Annotated in this window: 8 protein-coding genes and 1 pseudogene; 7 read left to right on the top strand and 2 right to left on the bottom strand. The window is 58.3% G+C overall.

The window, feature by feature from the left end; genetic code table 11:
- Positions 1-136: 136 nt before the first annotated feature.
- Positions 137-382: pseudogene (locus ABUK12_RS07485) on the top strand (helix-turn-helix transcriptional regulator); the annotation flags it as partial.
- Between the two features lie 300 nt (positions 383-682).
- The gene (locus ABUK12_RS07480; protein ID WP_410015690.1) at positions 683-2,827 is read left to right on the top strand and encodes a TonB-dependent siderophore receptor; all 2,145 of its coding nucleotides are present in this window, start codon (positions 683-685) and stop codon (positions 2,825-2,827) included.
- Between the two features lie 115 nt (positions 2,828-2,942).
- Here ABUK12_RS07480 and ABUK12_RS07475 read toward each other — a convergent pair whose 3' ends face one another.
- Both ABUK12_RS07475 and ABUK12_RS07470 read right to left on the bottom strand, forming a co-directional pair.
- A complete protein-coding gene (locus ABUK12_RS07475) occupies positions 2,943-4,277 on the bottom strand; it encodes an MFS transporter (RefSeq protein WP_410015689.1) in 1,335 nt (444 codons plus the stop codon).
- Between the two features lie 707 nt (positions 4,278-4,984).
- A complete protein-coding gene (locus ABUK12_RS07470) occupies positions 4,985-6,391 on the bottom strand; it encodes an NAD-dependent succinate-semialdehyde dehydrogenase (RefSeq protein ID WP_410015688.1) in 1,407 nt (468 codons plus the stop codon).
- A 277-nt stretch (positions 6,392-6,668) separates the two neighbouring features.
- Between ABUK12_RS07470 and ABUK12_RS07465 the strand changes: the two genes are divergently transcribed.
- From ABUK12_RS07465 to scpB, 5 genes are all read left to right on the top strand, one after another.
- Positions 6,669-6,944: a metal/formaldehyde-sensitive transcriptional repressor gene (locus ABUK12_RS07465; RefSeq protein WP_410015687.1), complete on the top strand. Its 276-nt coding sequence runs from the start codon at positions 6,669-6,671 to the stop codon at positions 6,942-6,944.
- Between the two features lie 55 nt (positions 6,945-6,999).
- Positions 7,000-8,109, top strand: a complete 1,110-nt coding sequence (locus tag ABUK12_RS07460) for an S-(hydroxymethyl)glutathione dehydrogenase/class III alcohol dehydrogenase (RefSeq protein ID WP_410015686.1) — start codon at positions 7,000-7,002, stop codon at positions 8,107-8,109.
- A gap of 1,935 nt (positions 8,110-10,044) precedes the next feature.
- On the top strand, positions 10,045-12,189 hold the full coding sequence (gene scpA / locus ABUK12_RS07455) for a methylmalonyl-CoA mutase (protein ID WP_410015685.1): 2,145 nt from the start codon (positions 10,045-10,047) through the stop codon (positions 12,187-12,189).
- Complete coding sequence (gene meaB, locus ABUK12_RS07450) at positions 12,182-13,177, top strand: methylmalonyl Co-A mutase-associated GTPase MeaB (RefSeq protein WP_410016577.1); 996 nt, start codon at positions 12,182-12,184, stop codon at positions 13,175-13,177. Before scpA ends, meaB begins: the two co-directional genes overlap by 8 nt.
- 12 nt (positions 13,178-13,189) lie before the next feature.
- Complete coding sequence (gene scpB, locus ABUK12_RS07445; RefSeq protein ID WP_410015684.1) at positions 13,190-13,975, top strand: methylmalonyl-CoA decarboxylase; 786 nt, start codon at positions 13,190-13,192, stop codon at positions 13,973-13,975.
- Positions 13,976-13,977: the final 2 nt, after the last annotated feature.

Raw genomic sequence — 13,977 nt, 5'->3', positions numbered from 1 at the left:
ACAAAATCAGGCCGGTAATTACCGGCCCTAACCCTGATGTGTGTTCTATTCTTATAAAGTGTTTAGTTATTCTAAACAACTCTGATGTTAAGTGATGCTAAACAGATTATCAAGCTAACTTTACTCATATTTGAAGATGATTCCAAAACGCCTGAAAGAAGCCCGGCACAGGGCCCAGCTGACACAGGAAAAGCTGGCGGTCATGGCTGGCATCGATGAGTCCACCGCCCGTTCCAGAATTAGTCAGTATGAAAATGGGATATATCGTCCCAATTTTGAAACCTGCTGTGCGTTTGCCCGCATCCTGAACGTACCCGAATGCTATTTCTACACGCTGGACGATGAGTTTGCCGCCGCGCTGCTGGCGCTTTATGTCTCGCACGCGGCATCGGCCAATATGCGTCTGGCGTCGAATGAAGGAGAAGAAGAAAAAGAAGAAAAAGACGCTGCCGACTGGCAAAAACGGGGTTAAGCCTACCGCCGCCAGGCCATCTTAGACTAACCCTTTCCATTGCCGTATCGAGGCGTAGTAACGTCTCGCAGCCGCCATCCCGCCCCGCGTAAGCCTTGCCGTTCCGGCCAATTCCTTAAATGTGTTAAATTATTTCTTGAATCAATAAATAAGAAAGATAATAATTCTCATTTAGTTTCAATTTCATTCACCTGTCAATGGAAAGATATAATGAGAAGGGTCTTGCGCTTAACACGTTCCACTCTGCTGTGTTCACTCGCTTTCGCGGCGCCGTTATTCACCTATGCCGAGGATACCCTGGTGGTTACCGCGGCCCAGACGGCCGACAGCGCCGATGCGCCGACCCGGGGCTACACCGCCAACACCAGCCGCGGGGCGACCAAAACCGATCAGCCGCTGATTACCACCGGCCAGTCGGTGTCGGTGGTGACGCGCCGGCAAATGGACGATCAGGCCGCCCTGACGGTGAACAGCGCGTTGAATTATACGCCGGGGGTATTTACCAACTTCGCCGGCGGCGCGACCCGCTACGAGACCGTTTCCCTGCGCGGATTCCACGGCGGCGATACCAATAATACCTTCCTGGACGGCCTGCGGTTGATGAGCGACGGCGGCAGCTATAACAACCTGCAAATCGATCCCTGGTTCCTGGAGCGCGTCGATGTGATTCGCGGTCCGTCGTCGGCGCTTTACGGCCAGACCATTCCCGGCGGCCTGGTGATGATGACGTCCAGACGCCCCCGTTTTGCCAGCGAAGGGCATATCAAGCTGATGGCCGGCAATAACGCCACCACCGGCGCGGCGTTCGACTATACCGGCGCCGTCAGCGATCAATGGGCGTTCCGCCTGACGGGCATCACGCGCCATAGCGATACCCAGTACGATCACCAGCGCGAGGAACGCTATGCCATCGCGCCGTCGCTGTTATGGCAGCCGGACGGCAATACGTCGCTGCTGTTAAAAGCCTATCTGCAAAAAGACCCGTCGGGCGGTTATCACAGCGCGGTGCCGGCGGACGGCAGCCTGTACGCCAGCAGCGGCGCCAAGCTGGACCGCGGGTTCTTTGACGGCGAAAGCAGCCTGAATACCTTTAAGCGCCGCCAGCAAATCTACGGCTATGAATTCGACCATAGCATCGACGACGTCTGGTCAATCCGCTCCAACGGCAGTTATACCCATGCCAACGTCGACCAGCAGCAGGTTTACCAGATTGGCTGGAACAGCGATCGAACATTGCTTAACCGCTATTATTCCGGCGAATCGTCCTCGCTTGCCGCTTACGCCATGGATAACCAGCTGGTGGCCGATTTCAGCACCGGCGACCTACAGCATAAAGTGGTGCTGGGCGGTGAATACCATGAATATACCAATGACCTGTGGGACGACAGCGCCTACGCCACCCCGCTCAATGCGCTCACCGGCGTCAGCGGCGGCCCGGGGCTGTTCACCGACTACGGCCTGACCGTGCCGGGCGTCACGCGCGTCGATGCCAAACGCCGCTACTCACAAAGCGGGGTCTATCTGCAAGATGAGATGACGCTGGATAAATGGCACCTGGATCTGTCCGGGCGATACGATCGCATCGTGGCCAAAAATACCACGTTCAATACCGACACCACCTACTGGCGCCAGGACGATCATATCAGCGGCCGCGGGTCGCTGCTGTATGCCTTTGACAGCGGCATTTCGCCTTATGTCAGCTTTAGCCAGGCCGTCACGCCGCAGGCCTTGTCCGGCGCCGACGGCAACCTGTTGAAACCGACCACCAGCGAGCAGTACGAAGCCGGGATAAAATACCAGACCCCCGGTGCTTCGTCGCTGTATACCCTGGCGGTTTACGACCTGACGCAAAAAGATGTGGCCAACCGTATCGTGCAGGGCAGCTATTATGTCCCGGCGGGCAAGGTACATTCCCAGGGGATTGAACTGGAGGCCCGCACGCAGCTCACCGAGCGTCTGGCCGGCATAGCCGGCTATACCTATAACCGGGTACGCTTCAGGGACGCCGTGGACGGCAACGACGGCAACACGCCTTATGTCACGCCGGATCAGATGGCGTCGCTCTGGGCGCAGTACCAGGCGGATTACGGCATCAACCTGGGCGGCGGGGTGCGTTATATCGGCCGGCAGTGGGCAGATAATGAAAACACGCGGCGCGTGCCGTCGGTGACCCTGCTGGATGTTTCGCTACGCGCCGATCTTGCCGCCTGGAACCCGCAGTGGAAGGGGGCCTATGTGCAGCTTAACGCCAATAACCTCACCGATCGGAAATACGTGGCGGCCTGTTATGGCACCGGCTATTGCTATTGGGGCGCGGAGCGCTCGCTGGTGGCCACCGTGGGCTACGATTTCTGATCAACAGGCAAAAGGCACGGGCCGGGGAAAGGATGTCCAGGCGCGTCAAGGGGGAGGGGAGAGGGAAAATAGGCGGATGAGGGGGGGCGGGTTTCCCGCCCGCCCCTATACAGGATTACGCCGGAACGTTTTTCAGCACCAGCCGCTGGATTTTACCCACCACCAGCAAATAGCACAGCATCGACATAATGGCCGAGCAGCCGACAAAAATCAGCGCGCTGTTAAACGAGTGCAGATTCTTGACCAGAAAACCAATCAGCAACGGGGTGACGATGGAGGCGACATTGCCGAACACGTTGAAGATGGCGCCGCACAGGCCGATCACCTCTTTCGGCGCGGTATCCGCAATCACCGGCCAGCCCAGCGCGCCGAAGCCTTTACCGAAGAATGCCAGCGCCATCAGCGCCACCACCAGCACCGTATTATCGGTGTAGTTGCAAAGGATCATGCTGGATGCGAGCAGCATGCCGAACACGATCGGCGCCTTGCGGGCAAAGGTAAGCGAACAGCCGCGCTTAAGCAGGAAATCCGACACCACGCCGCCCGAAATACCGCCGACAAAACCGCATAACGCCGGAATGGAGGCGATGATGCCTACCTTAAGGATGCTCATCCCTTTTTCCTGCACCAGATAGATGGGGAACCAGGTCAGGAAGAACCAGGTAATGGTGTTGAGGAAATACTGGCCGAAAAAGATGCCCAGCATCATACGGCTGGTGAGCAGTTGCTTAACGTAGTTCCATTTCGGTCCGTTATCCTTCGCCTTTTTGCTGTCCATATTGACCACGCCGCCGCCCTGCTCGATATAATCCAGCTCGGCGCGCGACGCGTAGGGGGATTCAAACGGGTTATGGACAAATTTTATCCACAGAAACGTCAGGATAAAACCGATGACGCCCATGACGGTAAAGACGTGTTTCCAGCTCCACGCATAGACCAGCCAGCCCAGGAAAGGCGAAAAAATCGCCAGGGAAAAATACTGCGCGGCGTTGAAAATCGACGACGCCGTGGCGCGCTCCTTGGCCGGGAACCACGCGGCGACAATACGGGCATTGGCCGGGAAAGCCGGGGCTTCGGCGAAGCCCAGCAGGAACTGCAGCATAAACAGCGAAAAGACCGCCATCGGCACCGACAGTACCCCGACGAATCCTTGCAGCAGGGTGAACAATGACCAGAAAAACAAACTGTAGCTATAGACTTTAATCGACCCGAACCGGTCAAGCAGCCAGCCGCCGGGGATTTGCATCAACAGATAGGCGATGCCGAACGATGAAAAAATCATGCCCAGGTTGACCACATCCAGCCCCAAATCGTGGGACACCGCTGTGCCGGCTATCGACAGGGTAACCCGGTCGGCATAGTTAACCGCCGTAATAATAAATATAAATAACAGCACCACATAACGTACGTGGGTCCTGCCTTTTTGGTCCAAAGTGGACTCGATTGCCATACGATGTCTCCGCGTTAACGCTGCGCGCCTAAGGCATTTATTCCCGGCGAATTGTCGCCGCCGCCATAGGCCTCATAATTAAAATACTGTCTGTCGGTAGGGGACTGGGTATACGTTGAATGGGTATCGGCGCGATACGTAAAAAAGAAGAGGTATCAATCGCCATCCGTAATTTGAGCAGGCAGTATAAAAATGGCGCCAGGGTAAGTCATTATGCAAATGACCAATATTAGAGCCGGGATTAGGACTATTTTTGTGGGAACATGGAGTCTGTGCGGTGGATCATAAATATGGGTTTTAGATAATTTTTAATTTTAATATTGCGATGGTGATCACAATTTATAGGTATTTCGCCGCATAATAAATTAAAAAATTATGGAGAGAGATGTTTTTGCCCAACTGCGGCATCCCTTTTTCGGCCGGGTTAGTATTCCACGATTAGTTGATAAATTAAACTAAATTTGTAATGGCGTGGATATTCTCCGTGCGGCAAAGCACGGCATTATTCATATTCATAATAATGAAATGCCGTTTTAATTTAAAAACACCGGTAATTATCACGCTGATATCGGCAATAAGCGCAGGCGCGGTCAACGGTCGGCGCACGGTGAATCCGCGGGGGGAATGAACCGGGCAGCCTGTTTCCCCCGGCGCGTTAGCCGCAGGAAACAGGCGTGATTTACGGGCCATGCCGGCCCCGGGTAGGATCAATAAGGCGCGTCGGGCGTGGTGATGCGGATCAGCTTTTCATTGACGAATTCATGAATCCCCGCCGGGGATTGTTCGCGGCCATAGCCGGAGTTTTTGGTGCCGCCAAACGGCAGCTCCGGGGCAATACCTGTGGTATGGTTGATATAGACCATACCGGAATCGATTTGCCGCGCCACCGCCACGGCCCTGGCGGTATCGGTGCCGAAGACGGTGCCCCCCAGGCCGAAGATGGAGTCGTTGGCCAGCGCAATCGCCTGCGCCTCGTCCTTGACGGCATACACGCACAGCACCGGTCCGAAGATTTCCTCGGCGTAGGCCGCCATGCCGGGTTTGATGCCGGTGAGGATGGTCGGTTCCATATACGCGCCCGGCCGGTCCACGCGGTGGCCGCCGTAGATCAGTTTGGCGCCTTCCCTCACTGCGGTTGCCACCTGCTCAACGATCTCCCCGGCCGCTTTTTCACTGCTGAGCGGGGCGAGCTGCGTGGACGGATCCAGCGGGTCGCCGATCCTGATCTTTTCATAAATGGCCCGCGCCTTGGCGATAAATGCCTCGGCGACGTCTTCCAGCACGATAATACGCTTGGGCGACACACAGACCTGGCCGGCGTTCCATAAACGTCCCATGGCGGCGGTTTTTACCGCCAGATCAAGATCGGCATCCGCCAGCACCACAAAGGCGTCGCTGCCGCCCAGCTCCAGGGTCGATTTCTTAACATGTTTGCCGGCCTCGGCGGCAAAGCTTGATCCCGCCGCCTCGCTGCCGGTCAGAGACACGCCCTTGATGCGCTTATCGCCTATTAATTGCGATACCTTGGCGCCGGGCACGAACAGATTAGTGTAAACGCCCACGGGCGCGCCGGCATCGATAAAGATACGCTCCATCATGGCCGCGCACTGCGGTACGTTGGAGGCGTGTTTCAACACCATGGTATTCCCGGCCATGATATTCGGCGCCGCCGAACGGGTGATCTGGTAGAAAGGGAAATTCCAGGGCTGCACGCTCAGCAGCACGCCGAGGGGGTCATAGCTGAGAAACGCGCTGCCAATCCCGGTTTCCAGGGGCTTGTCGGCCAGGAACCGTTCGCCGTGATCGGCATAATAATCAAATATATCGGCGCACAGTTGCACTTCGCCCACGCCTTCGGCGTGCAGTTTGCCCATTTCAATGGTACACAGCTTGCCCAGCTCATCCTGGCGATCGCGCAAAATGGCGGCCACGTTATGCAGCAGTTTGGCCCGCTCGGCGAACGGGGTTTTTTTCCATTGCTGGAAGGCGGCGTCGGCGGCGGCCAGGATCTGTTCGATCTGCTGGTCGGACATAACGTCGAATTGCTTTTCGATTTTATTGGTGGCGGGATTAACCGTTTTGATCGACGACGGTGCGGCTGTCTGTACGCTCATGATAATGCTGTCCTTATGAAACGACCGGTGATGTGAAGGATCTAACGCGATATCCTGTGCATGCAGTATAGTCCCCCACGGAATTATTTCTCAAGGTATTACCCTATCGAAGCCATCGGCCGATTGACGCCCGGACGCGTGTTTTCATCTCCGATCGTTGTCCGGATCGGGCGGGGGCAACGAGCGCTTATGTTGCGCGCCGCGCGCGAATGGCTTGATCTTTTTTTCTTTATCTATACTATACCCCCCTATACTATATTTTCATACGGGTCGGGAAATGCCTCGTTCAGCTGAAGATAAAAAACGCGTCCTGCTGCGGGTCCGGCGCATCAAAGGGCAGGTGGAGGCGCTGGAGCGCGGCCTGGAAACGGGCGTCGACTGCGGCGCGCTGCTGCAGCAGATCGCCGCCATCCGCGGCGCTTCCCACGGCCTGATGTCTGAAATTATGGAAATTCATATCCGCGACGAACTGGGCGAGGAAGACCTGACGCCGGCGCAGAAGGCGGCCCGGCTTAACGATGTCGCCAGCCTGGTGCGTTCCTATTTGAAGTAATGACGCCGTCGACGGTAAGATGTTGACCGGTGCTGTTTATGATTGGAGAAACCTTATGAAATCTCGTGCAGCCGTTGCCTTCGGGCCGGGCCAGCCTCTCAAAATCGTTGAGATTGACGTTGCGCCGCCGCAAAAGGGCGAGGTGCTGGTGAGGATTACCCACACCGGCGTCTGCCACACCGACGCTTTCACCCTGTCGGGAGACGACCCCGAAGGGCTGTTTCCCGCCGTGCTGGGCCATGAGGGCGGCGGCATTGTAATGGAAGTGGGCGAAGGCGTAACCAGCGTAAAGCGCGGCGATCATGTCATTCCCCTGTATACCGCCGAATGCGGCGTCTGCAAATTCTGCACCTCCGGCAAAACCAACCTGTGCCAGGCGGTACGCGTTACGCAGGGTAAGGGCCTGATGCCGGACGGCACCACCCGTTTTTCCTATAACGGTCAGCCCCTTTATCACTATATGGGCACCAGTACCTTCAGCGAATATACCGTGGTGGCCGAGATTTCCCTGGCGGTGATCAATCCCAAGGCGCCGCTGGAAAAAGTCTGCCTGCTCGGCTGCGGCGTCACCACCGGCATCGGCGCGGTGCATAACACTGCCAAGGTCAAGGCCGGCGACACCGTCGCCATTTTCGGCCTGGGCGGCATAGGCCTTGCAGCGATCCAGGGCGCGGTGCAGGCCAAGGCCGGGCGGATTATCGCCGTCGACACCAATCCGGGTAAATTTGATCTGGCCCGCTCGATGGGCGCCACCGATTGCATCAATCCCAAGGATCATGCGCGGCCGATCCAGGAGGTGATTGTCGAACTCACCGACGGCGGCGTGGATTTCAGTTTTGAATGCATCGGCAACGTCGATGTTATGCGCGCGGCGCTCGAGTGTTGTCACAAGGGCTGGGGCGAAAGCATCATTATCGGCGTAGCCGGCGCCGGTAAGGAGATCCGCACCCGTCCGTTCCAACTGGTTACCGGCCGGGTATGGCGCGGGTCCGCCTTCGGCGGCGTCAAGGGGCGCACGCAGTTGCCGGGCATGGTGGAGCAGGCCATGGCCGGTGAAATCAATCTCGATCCCTTTATCACCCATACCCTGCCGCTGGAGCGGATTAACGACGCGTTCGATTTAATGCATGAAGGTAAATCCATTCGCACCGTAATCCACTTCTGACGCCGTCCCACGCGCCGTCGCTGGATGTAACGCCGGCGGCTCGGGGGAGGCTTATAGCCCCCGCGGCGAGGGTTCGTTTGCCGTGCGTTAGCGGGAGGCAAGGCTTATGCCGCCTCGGCGAAGGTTCGTTTGCCGTGCGTTAGCGGGAGGCAAGGCTTATGCCGCCTCGGCGAGGGTCCGTTTGCCGTGCGTTAGCGGGAGGCAAGGCTTATGCCGCCTCGGCGAGGGTTCGTTTGCCGTGCGTTAGCGGGAGGCAAGGCTTATGCCGCCTCGGCGAGGGTTCGTTTGCCGTGCGTTAGCGGAAGGCAAGGCTTATGCCGCCTCGGCGAGGGTTCGTTTGCCGTGCGTTAGCGGGAGGCAAGGCTTATGCCGCCTCGGCGAAGGTTCGTTTACCGTGCGTTAGCGGGAGGCAAGGCTTATGCCGCCTCGGCGAGGGTTCGTTTGCCGTGCGTTAGCGGGAGGCAAGGCTTATGCTGCCTCGGCGAAGGTTTCGCTTGCCGTGCGTTCGGTGGTTATATGGCGTGTCCGGTGCCGGCAAGCGACAAAGAGGCCGTACCGCGACGGCCTCCTTGACCTCCGCGCGTCCGGCAGGTCGTGCGCCGCTGCGCGGTTCCCGGCATCACCCATCCCGGCTTTGGGACCGTCCGGGATGCGCTCCCGGCGCAGCCCGGACTTTCGCCGCTCCCGGCGGCTCATCCCGCCATGATGGGCGCTGCCGGCGCACTCTATGCCGGCACCACGTCAACACCATCGTCTGTGAGTAAAACAGCGTTTTTAGGTTTCTTGCGGCATGCACTTACCGGGAAAAATATCAGCACCCATTTGGGATATGAGCTAAGAGATAAAAGCTAAAAGCTAAAAGCTAAAAGCTAAAAGCTAAAAGCTGACGCTTACTGCTAAAACTCAAAACTCAATATGCAAAACAGAATAATGAATGTCTTACTGCCTGACTGCATTTTGCTGTGCCGACGGCATTCCATCGCCATTGCATCCCTAATGGTCAATCCTATGCCGACGCCAGTCCCTATCCTAAGCAGCAGCGCCGCAGTCACTTCATAAAACGCTTGGCCAACAGCGACATGTGGACCGGCATAAAGCGCGCTGACGGCGCCAGTGCCCCCGGCATGAGCCGCCGGGAGCGGCGAAAGGCCCGGTTGCGCCGGGAGCGCTAACCGGGCCGGTGCATAACGGGGGAACTGGCGGCGGAAGGCATCGCGCAGCGACGCGCGACCTGCCGGGCGCGCGGAGGTCAAGGAGGCCGTCGCGGTACGGCCTCTTTGTCGCTTGCCGGCGCCCGGCACTGCATATAACCACCGAAAGCACGGCAAGCGAAACCCCGGCCGTGGCAACATAAACCTCCCAGCTACGGCGATAAAAATCCCCCGGCCGTGGCAACATAAACCTCCCGGCTACGGCGCCATAAGCCCCCCGCCACGGCAACATAAACCTCCCGGCTACGGCGCCATCAGCCTCCCCGCCGTGGCAACATAAGCCCCCCGGCCACGGCGACATTCACCCCAGCGGGCATCCCCTATTGCCAGACCGCACCAGCCCCATGGCGCGCTTGCAATCAAAAAATAAGCCCCGCAACCCCCGCCCGCAACGCAGACGCGTTAAAGAGTGAGCGAACCCGCCAAATCCCGCTATTTCCCATACGGCAAATAATGATTGCTCAGCATGCATTTTTTGAGGCTGTAAAACTCGCCCGGCGGTGCTATTTATAATCCCAGGTATTTCATCGAAAGTTATGCGGGCCATTATGACGAATTAACGCAGGGCGTTTTAATCGCATTGGTTTTAAACCACGAAGATAGCAACGCCTTATTGTATTTAACCTCACAAGGCTGGATGGGGATTATCCGCCAAGGCGGACTATTGCCCGGCACTGGCAGACCGATGAAATAAACATAATTCTATTCCATCCGGAGAAATATAATGTCGCAAACAGAGGCATGGGAAAAACTTGCCAATAAAGAATTGGGACGGCTGGGCAAAAGCGTCGACGATTTAACTACCCTCACCGCGGAAGAAATCAGCATCAAGCCGCTTTACACCGCCGACGACCTGTCCGACCTGGAGGTCACCGGTTCGCTGCCGGGCATGGCGCCCTTTGTGCGCGGTCCCCGCGCAACGATGTACGCCGCCCAGCCCTGGACCATTCGCCAGTATGCCGGGTTTTCCACCGCCACTGAATCCAACGCCTTTTACCGCCGCAACCTGGCGGCCGGCCAAAAGGGGCTCTCCGTCGCCTTCGATTTGCCTACCCATCGCGGTTACGACTCGGATAATGAACGCGTGGCCGGCGACGTCGGCAAAGCCGGCGTGGCTATCGACAGCGTCGAAGACATGAAAATACTGTTCGACCAAATCCCGCTGGATAAAATGTCGGTGTCCATGACCATGAACGGCGCGGTGATCCCCATCATGGCGTTTTATATCGTGGCCGCCGAAGAGCAGGGCGTGCCGCCGGCAGCGCTGACCGGTACCATCCAAAATGATATTTTAAAAGAATACCTTTGCCGCAATACCTATATTTATCCGCCCAAACCCTCGATGCGCATTATTTCCGATATTATTGCCTACTGTTCCGGCAATATGCCCAAATTCAACACCATCAGCATCAGCGGCTACCATATGGGCGAAGCCGGGGCCAACTGCGTACAGCAGGTGGCGTTTACCATCGCCGACGGCATTGAATATATCCAGGCGGCGCTGGCCGCCGGCCTGGATATAGATGACTTCGCGCCGCGCCTGTCGTTTTTCTTCGGCATCGGCATGGACCTGTTTATGAATGTCGCCATGCTGCGCGCCGCCCGTTATTTATGGAGCGAGGCGGTAAGCGGTTTTGGTTCCACCAACCCCAAATCCCAGGCGCTGCGCACCCATTGCCAAACCTCGGGCTGGAGCCTGACGGAACAAGACCCCTACAATAATGTCATCCGCACCACCGTCGAAGCGCTGGCGGCGGTACTGGGCGGCACGCAGTCGCTGCATACCAACGCCTTTGACGAGGCGCTGGGGCTGCCCACCGATTTCTCCGCCCGCATCGCCCGCAACACCCAAATTATCCTGCAGGAAGAATCGGCGGTGTGCCGTACCGTCGATCCCCTTGCCGGTTCGTATTATGTGGAAAATCTCACCGACCAGGTCGTCAAGGCGGCGCGGGAAATTATCCGCCAGATAGGCGAGGTGGGCGGCATGGCCAAAGCCATTGAGGCCGGCCTGCCCAAGCGCATGATTGAAGAAGCCTCCGCCCGCCAGCAGTCGCTTATCGACCAGGGCAAACGGGTGATTGTCGGGGTGAACAAATACAAGCTGGCGCAGGAAGACGCCACCTCGGTGCTGGAAATCGATAACGTCAAGGTGCGCCAGGAACAGGTCGAACGCCTGCGGCAAATCCGCGCCGCCCGCGACGGCGGCGCCGTTGCCGACGCGCTCGGCATGATCAGCCGGGCGGCGCGCGACGGGGGCAACCTGTTGGAAGCGGCGATCCACGCCGCGCGGAGCCGCGCCACGCTCGGCGAAATTTCAACCGCCATCGAGGACGCCTTCGGCCGCTACCTGGTGCAGACCAACTGCGTGACCGGCGTTATCGCCAACAGTTACCACCAGAGCGCGGAAGGCGCGGCGGAATTTGATCAGATCAAGGCCGCCACCGACCGCTTCCTGGCCGAACAGGGGCGCCGCCCGCGCATTCTGGTGGCTAAAATGGGCCAGGACGGCCACGACCGCGGGGCCAAGGTGATTGCCAGCGCCTACTCCGACCTCGGGTTTGACGTCGATCTCAGTCCGATGTTTTCCACGCCGGAGGAAATCGCCAAGCTGGCGGTGGAAAATGACGTGCACGTGATCGGCGCCTCTTCGCTTGCCGCCGGCCATAAGACGCTAATTCCGGCGCTGGTGGCTGCGCTGGCCGGCTACGGCCGTCAGGATATCAAGGTGGTGGCGGGCGGGGTGATACCGCCGCAGGATTATGATTTCCTCTACCGCCGGGGCGTGGCCGCCATCTACGGGCCGGGCACGCCGATGCTGGCCAGCGTGCGCGATGTGCTGGATAAAATCGGGCTTTGCCATGCTTAGCGCCGGCCAGTTGGATCAGACTGTCGGGCAATTGCTGGCGGGCGATCGGGTGGCCCTGGCGCAGGGGATGACGCTTATCGAAAGCGTCCACCCCGCGCATCAGGCGCTGGCCACGCAACTGCTCGACCGCATCATGCCCCATACCGGCCGGGCGAAACGGCTGGGTATTACCGGCGTGCCGGGCGCCGGCAAAAGCACGTTTCTCGAGGCCCTGGGCGGTTACGTGCTGACGCTGGGCCTGAAAGTGGCGGTTATCGCCATCGACCCCAGCAGCCCGCTCAGCGGCGGCAGCATCCTCGGCGATAAAACCCGCATGTCGCTGCTTTCACGCGCGCAGCGGGCGTTTATCCGCCCGGTGCCCACCGGCGGCTACCTGGGGGGGACCAGCCGCCGTACCCGCGAACTGATGCTGCTGTGCGAGGCGGCGGGCTATGACCTGGTGATCGTGGAAACCGTGGGGGTCGGGCAAAGCGAAGTGGATATCGCCCAACTGGTGGACTGTTTTCTCTCGCTGCAGCTGGCCGGCGCCGGCGATGAACTGCAGGGCATCAAAAAAGGCATTATGGAAATGGCCGATATTATCGTTATCAACAAAGATGACGGCGATAACCGCGCCCGGGTGGCGCTCACGGCGCACATGTACCGGGCCTCGCTCGCCATCATGCGGCGCAAATATCCGGCCTGGACGCCGCCGGTGCTGACCTGCAGCGCCCTGGAAGCGCGGGGCATCGCCGAGCTCTGGCGCGCCGTCGGCGATTTTTATGATCGGATGGCGGTGGATAACGGACTGATGGCGCTGCGCAAACGCCAGCAGCTGGATGCCATGCGCAGGCAGATCGAGGAAAACACCCTGGCGGCCCTGTTCGCCCGCGGCGATATCCAGGACCGGTACCGGCAGGCGCTGGAGCAGGTGGAAAACCACCGTATATCGCCGCGCGCCGGCGTGGACAACGTCACCCACTTTATTGTCGAAAAATTAAACCATTAAGGGAAATGAATTATGGCGTACGAATTTGTCAAAGTGCTGATCGAAAACCGGGTGGGTATTATTGAGTTTAACTATGCCAAAAAGCTTAATGCGCTGAGCGCGGTGTTTATCCGCGATATCCTGCAGGCGCTGGAAGATCTGAATAATATCGATATCCGCTGCGTTATCCTGCGTGCGCCGAAAGGCTCCAAGGTTTTCTCCGCCGGCCATGATATCTATGAGTTGCCGAAAACCCGGCGCGACCCGCTGGCCTACGACGACCCGCTGCGCCAGATCACCCGCGCCATCCAGAAATTTCCCAAGCCGATTATCTCCATGGTGGAAGGCAGCGTCTGGGGCGGGGCGTTTGAACTGATCATGAGTTCCGATATCATTATTTCCAGCAACCTGTCCACCTTCTCCATGACCCCGGTCAACCTGGGGGTGCCCTACAACCTGGTGGGCATCCATAACCTGATCCGCGACGCCGGTTTTCATATCGTCAAGGAGCTTATCTTTACCGCCGCGCCGATCTCCGCCGAACGGGCGCTGAACGTCGGCATTCTTAACCATATCGTCGATCCATCCGAGCTGGAGTCCTTCACGATGCGCATGGCCTGCGTGATTGCTGAAAAGGCGCCGCTGGCGGTGGCGGTGATCAAGGAAGAACTCCGGGTGCTCGGCGAAGCCCATACCCTCAATTCCGATGAGTTCGAACGTATTCAGGGGCTGCGCAGGGTGGTGTACGACAGCCAGGATTACCAGGAAGGGATGGCGGCCTTTATGGAAAAACGCAAGGCGAATTTTATCGGCCACTAAGC

The sequence above is a fragment of the Sodalis sp. C49 genome (genome assembly GCF_046352915.1).
Lineage (GTDB): Bacteria > Pseudomonadota > Gammaproteobacteria > Enterobacterales > Enterobacteriaceae > Acerihabitans.
Note: the sequence above shows the minus strand (reverse complement) of the source record. Positions and strands in the feature narration are given on the sequence as shown.